Below are 22,970 nucleotides of genomic sequence, written 5' to 3'. Positions count from 1 at the left end.
TCCTATGGTAGCGGGGGCGCGGCCGCACGCCCGCCAGAAATGGGACGGGCCGACCCGCCACGGCTCGCTACTCCGCGTCGTCCCCGCTCGCCTCGGACTCGGCCGCGGCGGCGCGCTCGGCAGCGGCGGCCTTCGCGGCCTCGATGCGGTCGAGCTGGGCGCGCGAGAGGGGCAGCGCGCTCTCGGGCATGGCGCAGACGCCGCCCTCGCACGCGTCATCGGCAAGGTCCGCACCCGCAAGCGGTGCCACGACGTGGGTCGTGGGGTCTTCGGGGTTCTCGAGGCGGAAGGCTGCCACGTTGTCGGCGGTCCCTCCCATCTCGGCTGCGGCCGCGCGGGCACGGCGGAAGTTCTCCTTGGCCACGGAGATCATGAGCTTGATGCGGTTGAGCTGGTTGACCTCCGAGGCGCCCGGGTCGTAGTCAACGGCCACGATGTTGCTCTCGGGGTGCATCTCGCGCAGGCGCTTGATGACCGACTTGCCCACCACGTGGTTGGGCAGGCACGCGAACGGCGAGCAGCACACGATGTTGGGCGTGCCCGTCTCAATGAGGTCGCACATCTCGGCCGTGAGCAGCCAGCCCTCGCCCATCGTGTTGCACAAAGACAGGATCTGCTTGGCCTTGGCGGCGAGCTCGTAGATGTCGGGGTAGGGCTCAAAGCGCGTGGACTTCTCGAGCATGCGGTTGATGGGCTCGCGCATGGCCTCGATGACCTTGATGCCCGTCTGGTGCGTGAGGCGCTTGCGGAACTTGGTGCCAAGCTCGCCGCGCATGTTCATGGGGCTCGTCATGCCAAAGAGGAAGAAGTCCACCAGACCCGGGACAACGGCCTCGCAGCCCTCCTGCTCGATGACCTTGACGACCTCGTTGTTGGCCGTGGGGTGGAACTTGACGAGAATCTCTCCCACGACGCCCACGCGCGGCTTGGAGCGGTCTGCCACCACGGGCAGCGTCTCGAACGCGTCCACCGTGTCCTGGCACAGTTTCAGGAAGCCGCGCTGGCCGCAGCTCACGAGCTCGACCTTGGCGCGCTCCATGAGCTGGTCGTACAGGGCGTTTGCCGCACCGGCCTGGGCCTCGTAGGGGCGCACGCGGTAGAGCGCCTGCATGATGAGGTCGCCGTAGAGCAGCGCGTAGACGGCATGGACGATGAGGTCGGGCTTGAAGACGTTGAAGCCGGGGTTGTCCTCGTCAAGGCCGCTCGCCGCGGTGAGCGACACCACGGGGACCTCCGGATGACCCGAGTCCTTGAGCGCCTTGCGGATGAGGGCGATGTAGTTCGTGGCTCGGCAGCCGCCGCCCGTCTGGGAGATGATGACGGCCGTGCGGGAGAGGTCGTACTTGCCGCTCTCGATGGCCTCCATGATCTGGCCCGTGACGAGGATTGACGGGTAGCAGATGTCGTTGTTGACGTACTTGAGGCCGGCCTCCACCGCGCCGTGGTCGACGGAGGGCAGAAGCACCGCGTTGAAGCCGGCGTTCACGAGCAGCTGCTCGATGAGCTCGAAGTGGATGGGCGACATCTGCGGGCACAGCAGCGTGTAGCCGCTCTCCTGCATCTCCTTGGTGTAGCGCACCTTCTTGAACGCGGCGCTCTTGGCCTCGCGCCACACGGGCAGCCTGCCCTGCTCGGGCGCCTTCGCGCGCTCGAGCGAGCCGTCGGCGCGGCGCACGTCCACGGGACCCGCGGGCGCGAGCTTGCCGGCGGCCACCTCGCGGGCGAGCTCGTCGCGCTGCTCGGACAGGGCCGCCATGAGCGAGCGCACGCGGATGCGCGCGGCGCCCAGGTTGGAGACCTCGTCGATCTTCAGCACGGTGTAGATCTTGCCGGACGCCTCGAGGATCTCCTGGACCTGATCGGTGGTGAGGGCGTCCAGGCCGCAGCCAAAGCTGTTGAGCTGGATGAGGTCGAGGTCGTTGCGGGAGGCCACGAAGCGCGCCGCGCGGTAGAGGCGCGAGTGGTACATCCACTGGTCGACGACGCGGATGGGGCGCTCGGGACGCATCTTGTGGGCCACGGAGTCCTCGGTGAGCACGGCAAAGCCAAAGCTGTTCACGAGCTCGGGGATGGCGTGGTTGATCTCTGGGTCGTTGTGGTAGGGACGGCCCGCCAGCACGATGCCGTGGGCGTCGTGGGCCTCCACCCAGGCGAGCGTCTCGTCACCCTTGCGCTGCATGGTCTGCTTGAACTCGAGGTCGGCCTCCCAGGCCGCGTTCACGGCGCGGTCGACCTCCGTGCGGGTGATGTGCTCTCCGCGGAAGCGGCCGCGACCCGCCTTGGCGTCGGCCTCGCGCCGCACGGAGATGAGCTCGTACAGGCGGCGCTTGAGCTCCCTCTTGTCGTCATAGGGCACGAAGGCGTCCAGGAACTCCACCTGGGGCGCGGCGAGCTCGTCGACGTTGAGGCCCAGCGCCTGCGGGTAGCTCATGACGATGGGGCAGTTGTAGTGGTTGCCCGCCGTCTCGTCCTCCTGGCGCTCCCAGCGGATGCAGGGCATCCAGATGAAGTCGGGGTCCTTCTCGAGCAGGTTCATGATGTGGCCGTGGGAGAGCTTGGCCGGGTAGCACACGGACTCGGACGGCATGGACTCGATGCCGGCCTCGTAGGTCCTCTTCGTGGACTGGTCCGAGAGCACCACCGAGAAGCCGAGCTCCGTGAAGAACGCGTGCCAGAACGGGTAGTTCTCGTACATGTTGAGCGCGCGGGGGATGCCCACGGTGCCGTGCGGGGCCGTCTTGGGGTCAAGCACGGGACGGTCGAACAGCAGCTTGTTCTTGAACGCGAACAGGTTGGGGGCCTCCACCTTGTTGCGCTTGTGGCCGGCGCCCTTCTCGCAGCGGTTGCCCGTGATGAACTTGTGGCCGTTGCCAAAGTTGTTGATCGTGAGCAGGCAGTTGTTGGAGCAGCGGCCGCAGTGGGCCTTCGTCTGCTTCACCTGCAGGTTGTCGATCTGGTCGCGCGTGAGCAGCGTGGAGACGCCGTCCGCGCCGGCGCGGTCGCGGGCGAGAAGCGCGGCGCCGTAGCAGCCCATGCAGCCGGCGATGTCGGGGCGGATGGCCTCGCGGCCCGTGAGCTTCTCGAACGCGCGGAGCGTGGCGTCGCTCATGAACGTGCCGCCCTGGACCACGACGTAGCGACCGATCTCCTCGGGGTCACGCATCTTGATGACCTTGAACAGCGCGTTCTTGATGACCGAGTAGGAGAGCCCCGCCGCGATGTCTCCCACCGTGGCGCCCTCCTTCTGGGCCTGCTTCACGCGCGAGTTCATGAACACGGTGCAGCGGCTGCCCAGGTCAACGGGCTTGTCGGCACCCATGGCGGCCTTGGCGAACTCCTGGACCGTGAGGCCCATGGAGTCTGCGAAGCTCTCGATGAAGCTGCCGCAGCCAGACGAGCACGCCTCGTTGAGCATGATGTGCTCGATGACGCCGTTGCGCACGCGCAGGCACTTCATGTCCTGGCCGCCGATGTCGAGGATGAACTCAACGTCGGGCACGAACGCCTTGGCGCCGCGCAGGTGCGCCACCGTCTCGATCTCCCCGGAGTCGGCGCGCAGGGCCTCGATGAGCAGGGCCTCGCCGTAGCCGGTCGTGGTGACGTGGCCGATCGTGCAGCCCTCGGGCAGCCTGTCGTAGATGTCGTCCATGATGACGCGCGCCGTGCCCAGCACGTCGCCGCGGTTGTTGCCGTACCAGGTGTAGAGCAGCTCGCCGCCCTCGCCCACGACGGCGGCCTTCATCGTCGTGGAGCCGGCGTCGATGCCGATGAACACGCGGCCGCGGTAGCTCGCGAGGTCTCCCTTGGGAACGACCTGCGCGTCGTGGCGCTCGTGGAACTCGGCGAGCTCCTCGGGCGTGGCGAACAGCGCGTCCAGGCGCTGGACCTCGCTGCCCTGCATGTCACCGAGGTTCTCGAGCGCGTCGATGACCTCGGCAAACGTCACGTGCTTGTCGGTCTCGCCGGCAAGCGCGGCGCCGGTGGCCACGAACAGGTGGGCGTTCGTAGGAACGATGCGGTGCTCCTCGTCCAGGCTGAGCGTCTCGTAGAAGCGGTGGCGCAGCTCGGAGAGGTACTGCAGCGGGCCGCCGAGGAAGGCGACGTAGCCGCGGATGGGGTGGCCGCACGCCAGGCCCGAGACGGTCTGGTTCGCGACGGCCTGGAAGATCGAGGCGGCGACGTCGGCGGGTGCGGCACCCTCGTTGAGCAGCGGCTGGACGTCGGTCTTGGCGAACACGCCGCAGCGGCTCGCGATGGGGTAGATGTGCGTGGCCTCCTTGGCGAGCTCGTTCAGGCCGCCGGCGTCGGTGTGCAGAAGGCTCGCCATCTGGTCGATGAACGCGCCCGTGCCGCCCGCGCACGTGCCGTTCATGCGCTGCTCGATGCCGTTGTCGAAGTAGATGATCTTGGCGTCCTCGCCGCCGAGCTCGATGGCGACGTCGGTCTGGGGGATGAGGGTCTCGACGGCGCGCTTGCTGGCGATGACCTCCTGGACGAACTCGAGGTCGAGCCACTTGGCAAGCAGCAGGCCGCCCGAGCCGGTGATGGAGACGCGCATGGAGGCGTCGCCTAGCACGGCGCGGGCGCCCTCGAACAGCTCTTTGGCCGTGGCGCGGATGTCGGTGTGGTGGCGCTGGTAGTTGGCGTAGACGATGCGATCGCGCTCGTCGATGACGGCGAGCTTGACGGTCGTGGAGCCCACGTCGATGCCCAGGCGCAGCTGCGCGCGCGAGAAGTCGGTGGTCCTCGCCGGGCGCAGCTCCGCGCCGTTGGCGACGAGCTCGATGCCGCGGGCCGCCTGGGCCTGGGCGGCGTTGGAGGCTGCCGGGTTGTTAGTCATGGTTGGGCTCTCCTTCCGCACGGCGGGTATCCCCGCCCGCCGCGACAGTCTGCGATTCGGTCGAACGCATGAGCGCCAGCGCGTAGGCCGGCACGTTGAGGTCGATGGTCTTGCCGTACAGGTCGCCGGGGCGCACGAAGGTGAGCGCCGTCATCATGAGCGCCATGGTCTGCACGCTCTCGCGCATGCCACCCGTGAGCCAGCGCGTGAGCACGCCCGCCTCGGCGGAGACCGCGAACGCCAGGTAGTAGTCAAAGAACGGCCCCACGGCGCGTGCGTCGATGCCGTCGAGGGCGCGACCGCACACGGCGTCCGCGCACACGTCCTTGATCTTCTCGACAAACGCGGGGTCTCCGCCCTCACCGAGCAGTGCCGTGAGGTGCGCGGCGTTGTCGCGGAAGTAGCACAGCAGCTCAACCGCGCCCGGAGCGGGCTTGAGACGCTCGAGCGCGGCCGTGAGGTCGTCAAGGTGCGAGGCGGCGATGCGCTCGACGAGGCTGCGGATGTCGGCGAGCGCATCGGCCTCGACGGCGGCCACGAGGTCGGGGATGTCATGGAAATGCGAGTAGAACGTCCTCCTCGTGAGCCCGGCGCGCTCGGTCACCGCCGTGACCGTGACGCGCGACAGGTCGCCGGTGGCCTGGATCTCTGCGGCAAGCGCGTCGCGAAGGCGCGCACGGCTGCGAAGGCTGCGACGGTCGAGGCGAGGGGGCGCGACGGGTGTGCTGGCGAGCACGTCTGACACGCGGACCTCCTTGCGTTGGCTGGCCGCCTGCATGCGCTGGCGGCCATGGATAGTTATTGCACAGCCTGAGCAGTATTGCACAATGTGAGCAATAGCCGGCAGACGTCGGGCGATGCGCACGGCGGGCACACATTTGGTGTGCGGCGATTTCGTCGGGGTTACGGGTCGGCGGCCTTACTGCCGCTAGGATAGGGGCGCACACGAGAGGAGAGGCATGTCACGCTCACCATATGACACGAGCACGCAGCCGGGCGCGCCGCGCCGAGCCGTCCCCTCTCCCCCGCAGCAGAACCCCTACGTCCCCAAGGGATCGCCGGCCGCGCCCCTGCGCCGCCGCCCGCGCGCGCAGGCCTCGCGGCACGGTAGCGCAAGCGCGCCGCAGGACGACCGGAGCCACATGGATGGCACGCCGCCGCAGGCGCCAACCGGCTCTCGTTGGCGCGGCCGCGCGCGTCACGGCTGCCTGTCCACGCTGCTCTGGATCGTGATGGCGGCCGTTGTCGCCCTTCTCGCGCTCCGGACGCTGCCGAGCTCGATGGCGAGCGGGCCCGCCGTGCCGGAGCTCGTCTCGTTCGTCCTCGTGGCGGTCGTCCCCAGCGTCATCTGCCTCGTCCTCGCCATGCTGTGGCACAGGCGTGTCCTTGCGCTCGTCTGCCTTCTCGCGCTTGCCGTGAACGGCTCCTGGCACGCCGGCTATCTCGTTGGCAGGCAGCGCGTCTCGGCCGAGGCCCAGGCGGCCGTGGCCGCGAGCCCCACCACGGACGACGCCTATGCGCGCGTGATGACGCTCAACACCTACAACGGCCAGGCAAGCGCCGCCCAGGTCGTGTCACTCGTCCGCGAGAGACACGTCGAGGTTCTCTGCCTGCAGGAGCTCACGGACGGCATGGTGGAGGACCTCGAGCGCGCCGGCATCGACGAGCTGCTCCCCTACCACGTGGTGTCCGAGGGTGCCTCGGCCATCAGCAACGGCGGGCGCAACGGCATCTGGACGGCAGCGCCGCAGGCGGACGTCTCGCGTAACCTGCTGCCGATCGACACGAGCTCCATGCCCGCCGCGAGCGTGCAGGTGGGCGGCACGACCGTCCGCATCGTGAGCGTTCACCCCAACTCTCCCGTGCGCGGCGCCCAGGACCTGTGGGACGAGGGGCTCTCCGTCATAGGGTCGCTGTCAGACTACGGACACGCCTACCTCATCATGGGGGACTTCAACTCCACGTGGGACCACGCGAGCTTTCGCTCGCTTCTCGGTACGACGTTCGAGGACGCCGGCGAGGCGTCTGGCGAGGGGGTCCACATGACCTACCCGGCGAACGGCATCGTACCGCCGCTCGTGGAGATCGACCACATCGTGTACTCGAGCGGGTCGGGAATCGTCGTGAGCTCGCTGGAGACCGCACACGTGGCCGGCACCGACCACCTCGCGCTCATCGGAACGCTCGAGGCGCGCTAGGCGGGCGGGCTGCTTGCGCCTTGCGCCTCGCGAGCACGGCTAATACTCCCCGAGGATGGAGGACGTTCCCCCGCCGTGGTCGATGATGCCACGCAGCAGGTCGTTCTCAAACTGAAGGTCCCCGATGAGGAGCTTGAGGCTGACTGGGTCATCCGTCATGCACGCAACGTCAGCGTCAAGCGCCAGCCGGGCGGGAGCCGAGGCATCGGGCGAGCTCACGTAGTCTCTGGCGAGCTGGCGCGCCAGACTCGTCGGACGCCCTCTGCGCTTGTTCTCGCTCTTGCCCACCGCGCCCCCGTTTCTCTCCCTTAAAAGAATTTAAAAGATAATGCCCGGGGTTTAATAATTACCGGAGACCCAGTACTTTGAAATCGCCTTGTCACAATTCGCCACATATAGATGGTGCCAGGCGTTGAAAGCGGGAATCCGGGCCAGGGAGGTGCCAACATGAGCGGCGACAATCCCCAGAATGCCGGCCCAAGTCGGCCGCGCGGCCCCTCATGCCACGCCAGAATGTCACAAAACCAATCATGAGTGCGCTAGAGACGCTTCCGGCTATGTGCCAACGGAAAGAGTGGGCAATCCCAGGCGCTTCCGTCAGCTAGTTTCCGAACATTATTCCATTTTCGTTCAGGAACAGAACGCACAAGAGACCCGACGAAGACGCAGCCAAGCCCACCATCGCACAAACGATTGGTTTTATGACACAGACGGGTCCGCAAAAGCCCGCAGCAACGCCCCACGGGTCGCAAAAGCCCGCAGCAACGCCCCAAGACGAACGAAAACCAGTAATTCATAAATTCCTACTGGTTTAGTTGGTTTAAAAGTGGCATACTATCGCCAACGAGCCGGAGGCACCTCCGGCCCACCACATGGACGGCCCACGCAAAAGCACGCCAAACCCGTCCGCCAGCCAGGGGCAAAGCGCCCCGCCACCACAAGGAGGCATCCCATGCACGTCGCCAACCACGTCGAGGCCCTCATTGGCTCCACCCCCCTCATCGACCTCTCCGCGCTGCTGCCCGAGGACGTCCGCGCCAACGGCGCCCGCGTCCTGGGCAAGTACGAGGCCACGAACCCCGGCGGCTCCGTCAAGGACCGCGTCGCCCGCTACATGCTCGACGCGGCCGAGGCGTCCGGCGAGCTCCAGCCCGGCGGCACCGTCATCGAGCCCACGAGCGGCAACACCGGCGTCGGCCTCGCCATGCTCACCGCGGCCCGCGGCTACAAGATGATCCTCACCATGCCCGAGACCATGAGCGTCGAGCGCCGCAAGCTCGCCGCCTCCTATGGTGCGCAGATTGTGCTCACCCCCGGCTCGGAGGGCATGAAGGGCGCCATCGCCAAGGCCAACGAGCTGCACGAATCCACGCCCAACAGCATCGTGGCCGGACAGTTCACCAACCCCGCCAACCCCCGCGCCCACTACGAGACCACCGGCCCCGAGGTCTGGGCCGACACCGAGGGCGCCGTTGACGCCATCGTCGCCGGCGTGGGCACGGGCGGCACCATCTCCGGCACCGCCAAGTTCCTCAAGGAGCACAAGCCGAGCGTCCGCGCCGTCGCCGTTGAGCCGGCCGAGAACCCCGTGCTGTCCGGCGGCAAGCCCGGCGGCCACAAGATCCAGGGCATCGGCGCGGGCTTTGAGCCCGAGAACTTCAAGCGCGAGGTCGTCGATGAGGTCCTGCCCGTCGCCAGCGCCGACGCCATCGCCGAGCGCGCCGAGCTCGCCGCCAAGGCCGGCGTGCTCGTGGGCATCTCCTCCGGCGCCGCCGCGTTCGCCGCGCTCGCCGTGGCCTCGCGCCCCGAGTTCGCCGGCAAGACCGTCGTCGCCATCCTGCCCGACACGGGCGAGCGTTACCTGTCCATGGACCTGTAGCGGGCACCTGCGGCGTCCCCGCGCCGCAACGCCCGGCGTCCCCGCGCCAAAAGCAGCCGCCCCTCCTCTCCTGGGACCTACGCGCCATGCCACCTGCGGCATGGCGCGTTTTTTATGCGAAGGGGCCAAGGGGCGCCACGACCAAACGGGCAGCTACGCTAGGCTGGAGCGCAGTGTATTCCCGCGCGCGGACCAGCCGGTGCAACATGCCCCGCCACCCGGCCCACGCGCCATGACGGGCAAATGGTGACCCGAGAGGTGATTGACATGACTGACACGCAGGCACCGAGCACGGCGCTCGAGTTCTTCGCAACCTGCCCCAAGGGGTTCGAGCAGCTGCTGGCCGGCGAGCTCGCAAGCCTCGGCGCGGAGGGAGTCCGAGCGCTCCACGGCCAGGTGGCCTTCTCCGGCAACCTTGAGACCGCCTACCGCGCCTGCCTGTGGAGCCGCATCGCCTCACGCGTCGTCCTCGTGCTGAGCCACGCCGCCTCCGCAGACGCCGACGAGCTCTACGAAGGCCTCTACGAGCTGCCGTGGGAGAACCACATCGCGCTCACCTCGACGTTTGCCGTCGACGCGCACGGTACGAACAACGAGCTGAGGAACACCCAGTTCATAGCCCTGCGCGCCAAGGACGCCGTGTGCGACCGCCTGCAGGCAAAGCTCGGAGCCCGCCCGAGCGTGGAGACCAGAAACCCCGACGTCACCATCGTCGTCCGCGTGCGCAACAACCGCATGACCTGCGGCATCGACCTGTCGGGAGACCCGCTGTTCCGCCGCGGCACCTCAAGGCGCGCCGCAGACGACGGCCTGGGCGGCATGCGCCCGGACTACGCCGCCGCCATGCTCGCCGCCGGCGCGTGGCACCGCCTCGTGCGCCACGGCTCGCCCACGCTCGTCGCGGCGTTCTCGGGCTCTGGCATGCTCGTCTCCGAGGCCGCCGGCATCGCACTCGACCGCGCGCCCGGGCTGCTGCGAAGCCGCTGGGGCTTCACTGGCTGGCTCGGCCACGACGAGAAGGCCTGGGACGCCCTGCTCGAAGAAGCAGACGAGCGCGCCGCCCGCGGGGCCGAGAAGGCCGGCGAGCTCACGCTCGTAACCGTCGACCCGCGCCGCGGGGCCGCCTCGGCCGCGAACGCGGCGCTGCGCGCGAGCGGCATCGAGGCCAAGCTCACGCACCTGAGCTCGGCCGATGAGATCGCCAGCGCGCTTGCCGGAGCCGAGACCGCGCGCACGCTCGCCACCGTGGACCTCTCGTGGCTCGAGCCCGACGAGCCCGCCCGCGAGGTCGCGGCCATCTCGCTCGCCGCGTGCGTCGCAGACGCCCTGCCCGCGGGCGCGGGCATCGTCGCGCTCGCGCAGGGCCCCACCCTCGGGGCGGCGCTCTCGCTCGAGCCCACGGGCTCGCTCGAGACCTTCCTCGGCCGAGACGCGGCAGACATCACCACCTACGAGGCGGGCCGTGCGCTCGCCGCCAGCGACGCCGAGGCACCCGCGACGCCCGCGGCCCGCGCCACCGTCACGCTCAAGGACGGCACGAGGGTTCCCGTCCTGGTGCCGCAGTCAGACCAGTTCGCCGCCCGCCTCGCGAAGGTCGCAAAGCTGCGTGCCAAGTGGGCGCGGCGCGAGGACGTCTCGTGCTACCGCATCTATGACGCAGACCTCCCCGACTACGCCGTCGCCATCGACCTGTATGAGGCAAGCGAGCAGTCCCGCGGCGCAGACGCCCATGCCCGATGGCTCGTCGTGCAGGAGTACGCCGCGCCCAAGGACATCGATCACGAGCTCGCGCACCGCCGCCTGCTCGACGTGCTCGCCATCGCCCCGCGCGTCATGGGCGTGGACGCCGGCAACGTCACCCTGCGCGTGCGCCGCCGCGCCAAGGGCGGCTCGCAGTACGCCAACGAGGGCAAGGCCGAGGAGCGCCGCAGCCGCCGCGACCGCCTCGCGCTTGCCCCCGGGGCGCACCTCGTGGACGAGGGCGGCCTCACGTTCGAGGTCAACCTCGCCGAGCGCCTCGACACGGGCCTGTTCCTCGACCACCGAGACGTGCGCGCCCGCGTGCGCGAGATGGCCAAGGAGACGCTGGGCTCCAAGCGCTTCCTCAACCTGTTTGCCTACACGGGCACGGCGACGTGCTACGCGGCGGACGGCGGCGCCAAGCACACCACGACGGTCGACCTCTCCCGCACCTACCTGGACTGGGCCGAGCGCAACATGGAGCGCAATGGCTTCACGGGCCGCGACCACGAGTTTGTCCAGGCCGACGTCGTGCGTTGGGTCACGGAGCAGCGCCACACGTACAACCGCTGGGACCTCGTCTTCTGCGACCCTCCCACGTTCTCCAACTCCAAGCGCATGGGCCGCGACGTCTTCGACGTCCAGCGCGACCACGCCGAGCTGCTCATCGGCATCTCCCGCCTGCTCACGGCAAACGGCGTGTGCCTGTTCTCGTGCAACCTGCGCGGCTTTGAGCCCGACGTCGAGAAGCTCGCCCGCGCCGGCGTCCAGATCGCAGACGTCACGGAGGGCACGATTCCCGAGGACTTCAAGCGCAACGCCAAGATCCATCACGTCTACCTCGTGAAGCGCACGCCCAGGCCCGAGGGCGCCCCCACGTCCGCGGCTCCCGCCTGCGCCCAGGGCAGCGCCGGCCGCACCCCGGCCCGTCCCGACTCGCGCGCCAACGAGGCCCGTCGCGACGAGCGCCCCTACGGCTCGCAAGGCGGACGCCCCCGCTACGGCGCGGGCAGGCGAGACGACCGCGACGCGGGTCAGCGCGGCCCGCATGGCCTACGTGGCGACCGACCCTACGGCTCCGACCGCCGCGAGGAGCGCAGCCGCAACGCCAGCCGCCCCTACGGCTCCGACCGACGCGAGGAGCGCAACCACGGCGCCGGCCGTCCCTACGGCGCAGGCCCGCATGACTCCCGCGGCTCGGCTCGCCCCTACGGCGCCGGCTCGCGCGACGCCCGAGGCGACCGCCCGCGCTACGACGCGGCACGGCCGGACGGTCCGCGCCCGCACACCGCGCGCTCGCAGGGTCCCATGCGCCCGCTCATGGGCAACGGTCCCAGGCCCTCGCAGTACGGCGGCGCCGGCAGGCCGCGCCTTCAGGGCAACGGCCCGCGCCCGTCGCAATTTGGCGGCGGCCACCGCGGCCGCAACGACGGTCCCACCGAAGGCGGCAGAACCAACCGGTAACAGGGCAAATGCAACGCGTACACGCCACCGCCGCCCACCCCACACACGGTAGGCGCGATAATGCCAATTGAGGCTGCCTGGGCTCGGCTTTCAGTCAGGCCCAAGCAGCCTTTGCATGCGCACGGGCGCTCGTTCAGAATGGAGTGAACGCCCCGCCACGCGAGGCAAGCCCGGGCCCACCCGGTTCCACAGGCACGGGGCGCAAGCCCCCGTCTCAAGGAGAGACACGAACATGGGAGTTTCCCAAACGGCAGAGAGGACCGCTTCTAAGAAGCGCTCTCCCAAGGGCGGCATTCCGCTATCCGCCGCAATGATCCTCGTCACGCTCGGCGTGGTGTACGGAGACATCGGCACGAGCCCGATGTACACGCTCAAGGCCATCATGAGTGGCAACGGTGGCCTCACCACGATGAGCCAGGACGTCGTCATCGGCGCGCTGTCGCTCATCATCTGGACGATGACGCTCATCACCACGGTCAAGTACGTCCTCGTGGCCATGAAGGCCGATAACCACAACGAGGGCGGCATCTTCGCCCTGTACAGCCTCGTGAAGCGCTGCGGCAAGTGGCTCATCATCCCGGCGATGATCGGCGGCGCCGCGCTGCTCGCAGACGGCATCCTCACGCCGGCCGTCACGGTCACCACGGCCATCGAGGGCCTGCGCACGATCGACTTCTTCCACGCGATCATCGGCGACAACCAGGGCATCGTGGTGCTCATCACCATCGTCATCCTGTGCGCGCTGTTCGCCATGCAGCGCGCCGGCACCTCCACGATCGGCAAGGCGTTCGGCCCCATCATGACCGTGTGGTTCCTCTACCTGGGCATCACGGGCCTCGTCAACGTGGGCGCCGACCTCAACGTCTTCCGTGCGCTCAACCCGCTGCGCGGCATCATGTTCCTGTTCAACGGCAACCTCAACCACGCCGGCCTCATGGTGCTGGGCAACGTGTTCCTGTGCACCACCGGCGCCGAGGCCCTCTACTCGGACATGGGCCACGTGGGCAAGGCCAACATCTACGCCTCCTGGCCGTTCGTGAAGGTCTGTCTCATTCTCAACTACCTGGGCCAGGGCGCCTGGATCCTCGCGAACAACGGCAACGCCGCGCTCGCCGCCACCCCCGAGCTCAACCCGTTCTTCCAGATGCTGCCCGAGGCCGTGCGCGTCTTCGCCGTCGTGCTGTCGACGTTCGCTGCCATCATCGCCTCCCAGGCGCTCATCACGGGCTCCTACTCCATCATCTCCGAGGCGATCCGCCTCAACCTCATGCCGCACATGCGCATCGCCTACCCGTCTGAGACGAAGGGCCAGATCTACATCCCGCTCGTCAACAACATCATGTGGGTGAGCTGCATCGGCGTCGTGCTGTTCTTCCAGACCTCCTCGCACATGGAGGCGGCGTACGGCCTGGCCATCACCGTCACGATGCTCATGACCACGCTGCTGCTGTTCACCTATCTCTCGAAGATTCGCAGGAAGCACGCCCTCGCCGTCCCGTTCCTCGCGTTCTTCATGCTGCTCGAGTTCGCGTTCTTCTTCTCGAGCCTCACCAAGTTCATGCACGGCGGCTACGTGACCGTCATCCTCGCGGCGCTCATCTTCGCCGTGATGTACGTCTGGCGCCGTGGCACGGCCATCGAGCGCACGCAGAGCGTCTACCTGCCGGTTGACCAGTACGTGGACCAGCTTGCCGAGCTGCGCGCCGACGACGAGCTGCCCTACCTCGCCGACAACCTGGTGTTTCTCACCAACGACTCCTCCCCAGACCACCTCGACCGAGACATCCTCTACTCCATCCTCGACAAGCGCCCTAAGCGCGCCCGCGCCTACTTCTTCCTGAACATCCAGGTGACCGACGAACCCAACACCCACGAGTTCTCGATCAACACGTTTGGGACTAACTTCCTGTTCAAGGTGCAGATCCGCCTGGGATTTCGCGTGAACCAGCGCGTGAACGAGTACCTCTACCAGATCGTCGAGAAGCTCGTGGCCGACAACATGATCGCGCCGCAGCACCACAAGTACTCGATCTACAAGAAGAAGAGCTCCGTGGGAGACTTCCGCTTCTGCCTCATCCGCAAGGTGCCCTCGAGCTCGGCCGACATCTCGGCGTTCGACCGCAACATCATCATGGCCAAGTACCTCATCCGCAGGTTCTGCGGCTCGCCGGCCCACTGGTACGGTCTGGAGAACTCGAGCGTCATCTTCGAGTACGTGCCCCTGTTCGCCCGCTCCAAGCGTCAGCACGTGCTGCAGTACGTGGAGCTGCCCGAGAGCGTGCGCCACGTCCACGATGAGATCGAGAGCGCCAACGCCACCTACGTGGAACATGCCTCCGGCGCCTCCGCCGACAAGCCCGACCAGGACGAGGACATCGACCTGTTCGACGCCGCGGTGCGCAAGGCCCATGACGACGAGGCCCGCGCCGTCGAGGACTCCGTCATCGGTGGCGACACGGCCGTGTTCCACCCCATCGTCCTGAACGAGGAGAGCGACGAGGACGACGAGCAGTAACCCTCGTCACACGGCCAACGCAAAGCGCCCGGCAGCCACTCGGCCGCCGGGCGCTTTCTTGTCCCAAAGGGGATGGAGCCCTCGGGGGCACAGCAATCGCTCCCCGCGCGCTACTCCCCGCGCTCCTCGATGGGGACGTAGCGCTTGCTCTCTATCACGGAGTTGTACGCCGGGCGGATGATGCGGCCCGCGCCGTAGAGCTCCTCCATGCGGTGCGCCGTCCAACCGGCGAGGCGCGCCATCGCGAAGATGGGCGTGTAGAGGTCTGCCGGGATGCCGAGCATCGAGTAGACGAAGCCCGTGTACAGGTCGATGTTGGCGCAGATGGGCTTGCTCGTGCCGCGGGCGGCGCGCACGATGTCGGGGCTCAGGCGCTCGATGCCCTCGATGAGCGCAAGCTTCTCCTCGCAGCCCTTGAGCGAGGCAAGGCGGCGTGCGTAGCGCTTGACCACGCGGGCGCGCGGGTCGCTCTTCGTGTAGACGGCGTGGCCCATGCCGTAGACGAGCCCGGTGCCGTCGAACGCCTCGCCAGCGGCAATGCGCTCGAGGTAGCTCGCGAGCTCGTCGTCATCGTCCCAGCGTAGGACGTGGGCCGCCACGTCCTCGATCATGGCGCCCACCTTGGCGTTGGCCCCGCCGTGCTTGGGTCCCTTGAGCGAGCCCATGGCCGCGGCGTAGGTCGAGTAGGCGTCCGTGCCCGAGCTCGAGAGCACGCGCGTCGTGAACGTCGAGTTATTGCCGCCGCCATGCTCGGCGTGGAGCATGAGCATGACGTCGAGCATCATGGCCTCCTCGCGCGTGAAGCCCTCGGCGCCGCGCAGGACGTCGAGCAGCGTCTCGGCCATGGAGTAGCCCTGGCGCACGGGCGGCACGAGAAGCTTGTCGCCGTTTGCCACAGAGACGGACGCCTCGTGCGCGATGGCCGCGATGCGCGGCAGCCGCGCGAGAAGCGACAGCGCCACGTCAATCTCGTGCTGGGCGGCGGTGCTGTCGGGGTCCTCGTCAAAGGCGTAGAGCAGAAGCGTCGAGCGGGCGAGCACGTTCATGATGGAACTCGACTCCGTCGTGCGTGGGAACAGGCTCAGGTAGCCCGTGGGCAGCTCGCGACGCGAGTCGATGCGCGCGTTGAAGTCCGCGAGCTCGGCGGCGTTGGGCAGCCGGCCTGAGACGAGCAGGTACGCGACCTCCTCGTAGCCAAAGCGGCCCGCCCCGTGCGTCTGTGCCACGAGGTCGTCGATGCGATAGCCACGGATGATGAGGTCGCCCTCGTCGGGCACGACGGTGCCGCCCACCTTGTTGTAGCCGTGGACGTTTGAGATGGTCGTGAGGCCCACGAGCACGCCAGAGCCGTCCGCGTTGCGCAGGCCGCGCTTGACGTCGTACTCGCGATAGAGCTCCTCGGGCAGACGGTCCACCCTCGCGTAGCCCTCGTACAGGCCATCGCTCGCCGCGGGCCGACCCAGCGCCCCCTCGCTGGAGGGCATGGGCGTGACGTCGGTGGCGTGCAGCAGCGCCGAGGTGTCGCTCGAGCTCAGGATGCGGCGCGCCACGCGCGCGCGAGCCTCGCGCGGCGTCAGGCGAGAGTTGAGAATTGCCATGCGCGCCCCTTAGAGGCGGTACATGTACTTGAAGACGTCCTCGCGCTGGATCGCGATCTGCACGCCAAGCTGCTTGGAGAGGACGTCGAAGCCATCGTGGATCTGCGAGAAGTCCGCACCGGCGAGGTCGACGAGCATCGTCATCGTGAACATGCCCTGCAGGATCGTCTGCGAGATGTCAAGGATGTTGACGTCTCGCTCGGCGAGCAGGCCGGCGACCGCGGCAACGATGCCGGAGCGGTCGGCGCCCAGGACGGAGATGATGGCGCGTTCGGTGGACTTGGTCTCGTCGCTCATGTGCTCCTCGCAATCCGTGGCGCGCGCCGGCGGCGGCGCCACACGTCTCCCATGGATTAGCGTGCCATTGTAACGCAGCCGGGTTTCCGGCTCGTGACGAGCGGGCAACTCCCCGCATCCGAGACGCCTACAGCCGCCAGCCAGCTCCAGCATCCGCCCAGAGCCACGCGTGAGGCCGCGCCTACGACATGAGCGCGGCGGTGTCCACCGTCTGCATCCAGGCTATGTAGACGTTGGGATAGTGGCTGCACAGCACGCGGCCCACGTCCATCTTCTGCGTGAGCGCCTCGGCGAGCGCCGTGACGCCGCCGAGCGAGAGGAAGTCCGCCTGCGTGGGGACCTTATCGGCCAGGCCGCTCTCCACGGCCTTGACCACGGTGGCGTCCGTGGGATCATAGGGGCACTCGACGCCCACGTTGGCGAGAAAGCGGCGGCGCGTCTCGTCATAGCCCGCCTCGAACGCAGCAGAGCCATACTCCGGCAGCCACACGTCGCGCCCGTAGCGGGCATAGCCCCAGCTTGCGAGCGGCAGGCGCGGCACGAGGTCGGAGGGGTTCAGGATGTTGAAGATGTTGTCGTAGCGTGCGTCGCCGGCATGGGCCGCCGTCGTGGTGCGCGGCGTGGCGAACGCGTAGCAGTAGATGGAGCCGAGAGGCGCCAGCGGGTGCGCCCCACCCGCCGCCTCGTCGGCGTAGGCCGCGGCGAGGTTGGCCGCCGCTCCGCCACGCGAGTGGCCGCAGAACAGGATGGCGAGGTCATCGGTCGAACCTCCCCGCTCCTCGTAGGCCGAGACGCCCCGCCCGATCTGGGCGATGACTTCCTCGGCCGCCACGCGGAAGCCCTCGTGGTCCACCTCCTCGGATGCCACGTCCGCGGCACCGCCAAAGTTGGCGTCGCTGACCCACTCCGAGCCATAGCTGCCGCGAATGCTCACGAGCATGAGCGTCTTGGTGGCGCCCGTCTCGCTCGAGGTCACGCGCTTTGTGGCGATGGAGAAGGCCGTGACGTCGTTCGTGTTCGTGATGAAGTTCACGATCTCGTCGATGATCTCCGAGCGGTAGCGGTACGACGCGGTGGAGACGTCCGTGAAGCCAAGCTGCGCAAGCGCCTCCTCCATGTAGGCGGGCGCCCCCGTGCCGGCCTGGTAGTAGTTGCTCTCCGAGTTGGCAATGGCAGAGAGCACCGAGCAGGTCGTGGCCAGCTCGTGGTTGTAGGCCGTGGGGTCCGCGAAGAACCAGTCGTCGTCCCACTGGATCTGGGTCGAGACCTTCTGGTCCGCGGGCGCCGCCATGCTCGTGTAGTCCACGGTCGCGGTGAAGCGGCCCGTGCGGTTGGTGGTGTCGTCGATATGCTCGAGCGTCGTGGGCGCGTCGACCGCGCCCACCCCGCGACGCTCCATCGTGAGGCGCCAGGTCACCACGCTGTACAGGCCCGCCGCCGTCGCGGCGACGATCGCGAGCACGACGAGAACGGCGAGCTTGCGCTTGCGATGACGGCGCGCGATCTCGAGGCGCACGCCGCGCTCGGACGCCAGGCCCTCATCGCCCTGGCAGGCGCCTGTCTCGTTCGCGCCACTCTTGGAATTGCTCAAGGGGACTCCCGTGGTTTCAGGGGTTTCGTATCGCAAAATGGTAGCCGAGACGACACGCACGCAGGGGCGCGCGCCCACCCTTTGATTTGGTGGGAGAACTCATGACGGATAGCCAGCAGGACATGCAGAAGCAGGAGGCCTGCGCCACGGCACCCGATGGCGACGCGCCCAAGAAGGTCAACGTCGCGTTGCGCGTCTACGGCGTGCTCATGATGCTCATGGGCATCCTCGACATGGTCGTGTTCCTGTTCATTGGGGCTCTGCTTGGCCTTGCGCTCTACTTCAGCACGATGAGCCCCGAGCTCGCCGGAATGTTCAACGCCCCGCTCGCCGAGGCGCTCGGAGACCAGACCACGCTCGCGATGGCGCTCGTGACGCTGTCCGTACGCATCGACCCCACGCTCGCCGCCGAGCGCAAGGACGCCCGGCGGGCCCCTCTCATATGGAGCGACCGCTCGCCTGCAAGTAGTTGACCGCGGTTAACTTTATGGCTACGCTTGGCACCGTAAGTTAACCGTGGCTGACAATCTTGAGGGGATGCGCATGACACTGGACAGGGACGGGCTCGAACAAGCCATCGTCAGGCACTGCTCGCCCACGCTCGTGGGCATAAAGCCCGCCTGCCTGTTCAACGTTCCCGGCGACTTTGCGCCCTCGACCGCCACGGGGCAGAGGGCCTCGAGGCTCGACGCGATCGTCGGGCGGGCAAATGCGCGGCTTGCGGGCACCGGCGCCCATGTTCGTGTGCTCGCCCACAGGAGCTGCGGTGCGCTCGTGCTCGTCTATCGGCCCCAGATGCTCGCTCGCGGGCTTTCCTCGTCGCGCGTCGCCGTGGCGCTTAACGCCTGGGGCTACAAGACGACCGGTCCCGGTTGGCTCGAGGCATCGCTGACGCGTCTGGGCCACAGGCTCGAGTGTCGGCAGACGCATGACCCGGACGGGGGATTTCCCCACGAGGTTGGGCTGTTCCTCGGCTATCCCTACGACGACGTCATGGCCTTCATCGAGCACGAGGGGCGCGACTACCTGTGCTGCGGATGCTGGAAGGTCTACTCGCACAGGGAGCAGGCCGAAGCGTGCTTCGAGCGGTACAAGCGGTGCACCAGGGACTGCGAGGAGATGCTTGGGCACGGGGCCACACTCGCGCAGCTGGCCGTCACGCGCGTCGCGGCATAGGCGGGGACCACACCGGCAAACCACACCCGACAGGCGGGTTGGCATACGAAAGGACAAACCATGAGCAAGATCGCAGTCGTGTACTGGAGCGGCACGGGCAACACCGAGACCATGGCCGGCTCCGTCGCCGAGGGTGCCCGCGAGGCAGGCGCCGAGGTCGAGGAGATCCAGGCCGCCGACTTTGGCGAGGATGCCGCCGCCGGCTACGACGCGCTGGCGTTCGGCTGCCCCGCAATGGGCGACGAGTCTCTCGAGGAGGACGAGTTCGAGCCGATGTTCGAGGCCGTGGAGGGTTCGCTCTCCGGAAAGAAGGTTGCGCTGTTCGGCAGCTATGACTGGGGCACGGGCGACTGGATGGACGCCTGGCGCGAGCGCACCGAGGGTGACGACGCCGAGGTCGTGGGCACCGCAATCGCCAACCTCGAGCCGGATGACGACGCACTTGCCGCCTGCAAGGAGCTCGGCGCCGCGCTGGCGTAGGGCAGCGGCGCTTCCAAGGGGTTCAAGCCGGCCTCTTTGGCATAAAAGTCATCAAGAGTGCGATGCGAGCGCTTATTTCAGTGAATTGATAGTGCCAAGGGGCCAGGATTGACTAGATTCTGGCCCCTTGGCGTCAAAATGCTGGCCACACGGCCTCAAGAAGCCTCGCCCCGGCTGACTTCGGGGCCACTCAATCGCACCGTCAAGGGCAAAAACCGCCACAATCCCATTCGCAAGCGCACACATGACTGGTTTTATGACAGAGAACGGCACGCGGACTCCATCACCTACTGCAAGTCACCCTCATAAGGCATAACCTCAGCCAGGTAGCCCTTCTCGCGAAGCGCTGACTCCACCTCGTCAAGCTGCTCCTCGCTCTCGGCGGCGACGCGATGGAAGTGATAGCCACTCGTCACCGTGAGCAGCGGGAAGCTCTTGCCACTGCGGATGTTGTCCAGGTAGCGCTCCACGTCACGACGGTTGCGGATGTCGAGGTCACCCGTGATCTTGCCGTACACGCGGTGGTTGACCATCACGTTGAGCACGGCGCCGCCCAGGTCAACGATCGTCGTGAGTTCATCGGCAAGGTCATCGATGCCGTGGCACACCTTAACGAGGCGCGTGGGCACCTGCGGCTCACCGTGTCCGTCAAGCAGCACGTAGCCGCGGCTCGTCGCCACCACATCGTGACCGTCCGCGCGCAGCAGCGCGATGTCCTGCACCACGACCTGTCGGCTCACGCCCACCGCCTTCGCAAGCGAGCTGCCCGAGACCGGAGCCCCGGCCCCCCTCAGCTCGCGGATGATGGCGTCCCTGCGCTCGCCGCCCTTCATCGCGCGGCCTCGGCGTCCAGCATGCGCAGGTGCTTGAGCGACAGGTCGAGGATCGGAGCCGAGTGCGTGAGGGCCCCAGACGAGACGTAGTCCACGCCCAGGTCCGCAAGCGCGCGGATGTTGCTCGCGTCCACGTTGCCGGACGCCTCCGTCTTCGCGCGACCCGCGATGAGCTCGATGGCCTCGCGCATGGCATCGTGGCCCATGTTGTCGAGCATGATGATGTCCGCCCCGGCCTCGGCGGCCTCCCGGACCATGTCGAGGTTCTCGCACTCGACCTCAATGGTGCACGTGAACGAGGCGTGCGCGCGGGCGGCGGACACGGCGGCGGCAACACCCCCGGCCGCATCGATGTGATTGTCCTTGAGCATGACCGCCGTCGAGAGGTTGTAGCGGTGGTTGCGGCCACCACCAATGGCCACGGCCGCCTTCTCGAAGACACGCAGGCCCGGCGTGGTCTTGCGCGTGTCCACGAGTACGGTGCCCGTACCCTCGAGCGCAAGCGTCATCCTGCGCGTGTACGTCGCGACGCCGCTCATGCGCTGCAGGAAGTTGAGCGCCACGCGCTCGCCGGAGAGCAGCACGCGGGCGTCGCCGCGCACGATGGCGAGGCGCTGGCCAGCCACGACTTCGTCGCCGTCTGCCACCGTGGCCTCGATGCGCGTCTGCGGGTCGAGCAGCGCGAACGTGCGGGCGAACACGTCGAGGCCAGCGATCACGCCGTCGCCCTTCGCGATGAGCTGGACCTCGGCCGGACGCGCCGCAGGGCACACGGAGGCCGTGCTCACGTCCTCGAACGTGATGTCCTCGCGAAGCGCCGCCATGATGATGTCATCGGCAACGAGCCTCATTGAGATGGGATCCATGGCCTACTCCTCACCCTCGCGTGCGGCACCAGACGCCTCGCGAGCAATCGAGTCCACATTCACGGGCGCCTCGCCAAACTCGAGGCCCCCATCGAGCGCTACCGTGCCGTCACGCTCGCAGAGCACGTCGATGGAGAGCGTGCCGTCGCCAGCCACGCGGTGGTGCCCATCCAGCACGGGCGAGCCCGCAAGCTCAACCGGTATCGAGGCGTCCCCGCGCATGCGCGCCGCCGCACGCCGCGCGAACACGAGCGACTCCAGCAGACTGTTGCTGGCCAGCCGGTTCCTGCCATGCACGCCGTTGCAGCACGTCTCGCCTGCGGCGTACAGCCCCGGCATGCTCGTTGCGGAGTCGCGGTTCACCCACACGCCACCCATGAAGTAGTGCTGCGTGGGCACCACGGGAATGGGCTCGCACAGGATGTCGCGCCCGTCCTCGAGGCAGCGCTCGCGGATGTTGGCAAAGTGCCCGAGAATGACGTCGCGCTCGACGGGCGCAAAGCTCAGCCACTCGTGGGCCATGTCATCCTCGCGCATGCGCTCGGAGATGGCGGCGGCCACGACGTCGCGTGGCTGCAGTTCGTCGGTAAAGCGACGGTTGTCGCGGTCGAGCAGAACGGCGCCCTCACCGCGGCAGCTCTCGGAGATGAGAAACGTCCGCCCGGGCTGGGGCGAGAACAGCCCCGTGGGGTGGATCTGCACGTAGTCGAGGTGCTCGCACGCGATACCATGCTTCGTGGCGACGTAGCAGGCGTCACCCGTGAGCTGCGGGAAGTTCGTCGAGTGGTCGTACATGCCACCAATGCCGCCCGTGGCCCACAGCGTGCTCGTCGCGTGAATCGCAAACGTCTCGGCGCCGCTGAGCTCGTCTGCCGGCGTCACGGACTCATCCTCGTCCACCGCGGCGCAGCGCACGCCCACGCAGTGCGCGGACTTGCCCTCGCCCTCGACGAGTACGTCCGTCATGGCGACGTGCTCGAGGATGCGCACGTTGGGCAGGCGGCGCACGGCCGCGAGCAGCCTCGTCGTGATCTCGCGCCCGGTGATGTCGGCGTGGAAGGCGATGCGTGGCCGGCTGTGCGCGCCCTCGCGCGTGAAGTCGAGCGACCCGTCCTCGCGTCGCTCGAAGTCCACGCCCAGCGCGATAAGGTCGTTGATGACCGAGCGGCTCGAGCGGATCATGATGTCCACGCTCTCGCGTCGGTTCTCGTAATGACCGGCGCGCAGGGTGTCAGTGAAGAACGCCTCGTAGTCCTCGGCCTCGGGGAGCACGCAGATGCCGCCCTGGGCGAGCATGGAGTCGCACTCGTCCACGTTGCCCTTCGAGAGCATGACGACGTCGGCGCTCGTGGGCAGGTTGAGCGCCGCGTACAGCCCGGCCACGCCACAGCCCGCGATCACGACGTCACAGCTCATATCCTCGTATGTCTTCTCGGCCATGCGGCCCATCTCCTTACTTGCGCCCAATGAGACAAGGGGACAGTCCCCTTGTC

At 67.9% G+C, this 22,970-nt stretch carries 16 protein-coding genes; 7 read left to right on the top strand and 9 right to left on the bottom strand.

The annotated features are described in order from the left end of the window. Nucleotides 1-67: 67 nt before the first annotated feature. Both Pcatena_RS01685 and Pcatena_RS01680 read right to left on the bottom strand, forming a co-directional pair. On the bottom strand, nucleotides 68-4,840 hold the full coding sequence (locus Pcatena_RS01685; protein ID WP_126421057.1) for a 2-hydroxyacyl-CoA dehydratase: 4,773 nt from the start codon (nucleotides 4,838-4,840) through the stop codon (nucleotides 68-70). Next, the gene (locus Pcatena_RS01680; protein WP_232619869.1) at nucleotides 4,833-5,585 is read right to left on the bottom strand and encodes a TetR/AcrR family transcriptional regulator; all 753 of its coding nucleotides are present in this window, start codon (nucleotides 5,583-5,585) and stop codon (nucleotides 4,833-4,835) included. The genes Pcatena_RS01685 and Pcatena_RS01680 overlap by 8 nt, the downstream gene beginning before the upstream one ends. A 214-nt stretch (nucleotides 5,586-5,799) precedes the next feature. On the opposite strand from Pcatena_RS01680, the gene Pcatena_RS01675 reads away from it, so the two are divergent. Further along, nucleotides 5,800-7,038 carry an endonuclease/exonuclease/phosphatase family protein gene (locus Pcatena_RS01675; RefSeq protein WP_126421053.1) on the top strand — a complete coding sequence of 413 codons (1,239 nt, stop codon included), beginning with the start codon at nucleotides 5,800-5,802 and terminating at the stop codon, nucleotides 7,036-7,038. A 39-nt stretch (nucleotides 7,039-7,077) separates the two neighbouring features. On the opposite strand, the gene Pcatena_RS01670 is transcribed toward Pcatena_RS01675, so the two are convergent. Next, on the bottom strand, nucleotides 7,078-7,326 hold the full coding sequence (locus Pcatena_RS01670) for a hypothetical protein (RefSeq protein WP_126421051.1): 249 nt from the start codon (nucleotides 7,324-7,326) through the stop codon (nucleotides 7,078-7,080). A 664-nt stretch (nucleotides 7,327-7,990) separates the two neighbouring features. On the opposite strand from Pcatena_RS01670, the gene cysK reads away from it, so the two are divergent. The 3 genes from cysK to Pcatena_RS01655 all read left to right on the top strand — a co-directional run bounded on the left by cysK (nucleotide 7,991) and on the right by Pcatena_RS01655 (nucleotide 14,636). Next, entirely contained in the window at nucleotides 7,991-8,917 is a 927-nt protein-coding gene (gene cysK / locus Pcatena_RS01665) for a cysteine synthase A (protein ID WP_126421049.1), read from the top strand. Between the two features lie 267 nt (nucleotides 8,918-9,184). Beyond that, nucleotides 9,185-12,121, top strand: a complete 2,937-nt coding sequence (gene rlmKL / locus Pcatena_RS01660; protein WP_193901396.1) for a bifunctional 23S rRNA (guanine(2069)-N(7))-methyltransferase RlmK/23S rRNA (guanine(2445)-N(2))-methyltransferase RlmL — start codon at nucleotides 9,185-9,187, stop codon at nucleotides 12,119-12,121. Between the two features lie 232 nt (nucleotides 12,122-12,353). Further along, nucleotides 12,354-14,636, top strand: a complete 2,283-nt coding sequence (locus Pcatena_RS01655) for a KUP/HAK/KT family potassium transporter (RefSeq protein WP_126421047.1) — start codon at nucleotides 12,354-12,356, stop codon at nucleotides 14,634-14,636. Between the two features lie 110 nt (nucleotides 14,637-14,746). On the opposite strand, the gene Pcatena_RS01650 is transcribed toward Pcatena_RS01655, so the two are convergent. The 3 genes from Pcatena_RS01650 to Pcatena_RS01640 all read right to left on the bottom strand — a co-directional run bounded on the left by Pcatena_RS01650 (nucleotide 14,747) and on the right by Pcatena_RS01640 (nucleotide 18,122). Then, nucleotides 14,747-16,234 (bottom strand): citrate synthase, encoded by a 1,488-nt coding sequence (locus Pcatena_RS01650; protein ID WP_229059459.1) that lies wholly within the window; start codon nucleotides 16,232-16,234, stop codon nucleotides 14,747-14,749. Between the two features lie 9 nt (nucleotides 16,235-16,243). After that, nucleotides 16,244-16,531, bottom strand: a complete 288-nt coding sequence (locus Pcatena_RS01645; protein WP_126421045.1) for an ACT domain-containing protein — start codon at nucleotides 16,529-16,531, stop codon at nucleotides 16,244-16,246. 181 nt (nucleotides 16,532-16,712) lie between these two features. After that, nucleotides 16,713-18,122 (bottom strand): lipase family protein, encoded by a 1,410-nt coding sequence (locus Pcatena_RS01640; protein WP_126421043.1) that lies wholly within the window; start codon nucleotides 18,120-18,122, stop codon nucleotides 16,713-16,715. Nucleotides 18,123-18,223: 101 nt separating this feature from the next. Here Pcatena_RS01640 and Pcatena_RS01635 point away from each other — a divergent pair, with 101 nt between their 5' ends. From Pcatena_RS01635 to Pcatena_RS01625, 3 genes are all read left to right on the top strand, one after another. Beyond that, entirely contained in the window at nucleotides 18,224-18,595 is a 372-nt protein-coding gene (locus Pcatena_RS01635) for a hypothetical protein (RefSeq protein ID WP_126421041.1), read from the top strand. A gap of 70 nt (nucleotides 18,596-18,665) precedes the next feature. After that, the gene (locus tag Pcatena_RS01630; protein WP_172596340.1) at nucleotides 18,666-19,298 is read left to right on the top strand and encodes a DUF3793 family protein; all 633 of its coding nucleotides are present in this window, start codon (nucleotides 18,666-18,668) and stop codon (nucleotides 19,296-19,298) included. A gap of 60 nt (nucleotides 19,299-19,358) precedes the next feature. Then, nucleotides 19,359-19,778 carry a flavodoxin gene (locus Pcatena_RS01625; RefSeq protein ID WP_126421038.1) on the top strand — a complete coding sequence of 140 codons (420 nt, stop codon included), beginning with the start codon at nucleotides 19,359-19,361 and terminating at the stop codon, nucleotides 19,776-19,778. Between the two features lie 287 nt (nucleotides 19,779-20,065). Here Pcatena_RS01625 and Pcatena_RS01620 read toward each other — a convergent pair whose 3' ends face one another. The 3 genes from Pcatena_RS01620 to Pcatena_RS01610 are packed head-to-tail and all read right to left on the bottom strand — an operon-like array spanning nucleotide 20,066 to nucleotide 22,917. After that, entirely contained in the window at nucleotides 20,066-20,611 is a 546-nt protein-coding gene (locus Pcatena_RS01620; RefSeq protein WP_126421036.1) for a transcription repressor NadR, read from the bottom strand. Then, on the bottom strand, nucleotides 20,608-21,477 hold the full coding sequence (gene nadC, locus Pcatena_RS01615; protein ID WP_126421034.1) for a carboxylating nicotinate-nucleotide diphosphorylase: 870 nt from the start codon (nucleotides 21,475-21,477) through the stop codon (nucleotides 20,608-20,610). The genes Pcatena_RS01620 and nadC overlap by 4 nt, the downstream gene beginning before the upstream one ends. Nucleotides 21,478-21,480: 3 nt before the next feature. Then, nucleotides 21,481-22,917, bottom strand: a complete 1,437-nt coding sequence (locus tag Pcatena_RS01610) for an L-aspartate oxidase (protein WP_232619868.1) — start codon at nucleotides 22,915-22,917, stop codon at nucleotides 21,481-21,483. Nucleotides 22,918-22,970: the final 53 nt, after the last annotated feature.

Origin of the sequence: Parolsenella catena (assembly GCF_003966955.1) — a bacterium.
Lineage (GTDB): Bacteria > Actinomycetota > Coriobacteriia > Coriobacteriales > Atopobiaceae > Parolsenella > Parolsenella catena.
Note: the sequence above shows the minus strand (reverse complement) of the source record. Positions and strands in the feature narration are given on the sequence as shown.

Excerpts from the sequence above, each read along its gene's own strand:
- Pcatena_RS01685 (WP_126421057.1), bottom strand. The coding sequence starts at position 4,840 with ATGACTAACAACCCGGCAGCCTCCAACGCCGCCCAGGCCCAGGCGGCC.
- Pcatena_RS01675 (WP_126421053.1), top strand. The coding sequence starts at position 5,800 with ATGTCACGCTCACCATATGACACGAGCACGCAGCCGGGCGCGCCGCGC.
- cysK (WP_126421049.1), top strand. The coding sequence starts at position 7,991 with ATGCACGTCGCCAACCACGTCGAGGCCCTCATTGGCTCCACCCCCCTC.
- rlmKL (WP_193901396.1), top strand. The coding sequence starts at position 9,185 with ATGACTGACACGCAGGCACCGAGCACGGCGCTCGAGTTCTTCGCAACC.
- Pcatena_RS01655 (WP_126421047.1), top strand. The coding sequence starts at position 12,354 with ATGGGAGTTTCCCAAACGGCAGAGAGGACCGCTTCTAAGAAGCGCTCT.
- Pcatena_RS01650 (WP_229059459.1), bottom strand. The coding sequence starts at position 16,234 with ATGGCAATTCTCAACTCTCGCCTGACGCCGCGCGAGGCTCGCGCGCGC.
- Pcatena_RS01645 (WP_126421045.1), bottom strand. The coding sequence starts at position 16,531 with ATGAGCGACGAGACCAAGTCCACCGAACGCGCCATCATCTCCGTCCTG.
- Pcatena_RS01635 (WP_126421041.1), top strand. The coding sequence starts at position 18,224 with ATGACGGATAGCCAGCAGGACATGCAGAAGCAGGAGGCCTGCGCCACG.
- Pcatena_RS01630 (WP_172596340.1), top strand. The coding sequence starts at position 18,666 with ATGACACTGGACAGGGACGGGCTCGAACAAGCCATCGTCAGGCACTGC.
- Pcatena_RS01625 (WP_126421038.1), top strand. The coding sequence starts at position 19,359 with ATGAGCAAGATCGCAGTCGTGTACTGGAGCGGCACGGGCAACACCGAG.
- Pcatena_RS01620 (WP_126421036.1), bottom strand. The coding sequence starts at position 20,611 with ATGAAGGGCGGCGAGCGCAGGGACGCCATCATCCGCGAGCTGAGGGGG.
- nadC (WP_126421034.1), bottom strand. The coding sequence starts at position 21,477 with ATGGATCCCATCTCAATGAGGCTCGTTGCCGATGACATCATCATGGCG.
- Pcatena_RS01610 (WP_232619868.1), bottom strand. The coding sequence starts at position 22,917 with ATGGCCGAGAAGACATACGAGGATATGAGCTGTGACGTCGTGATCGCG.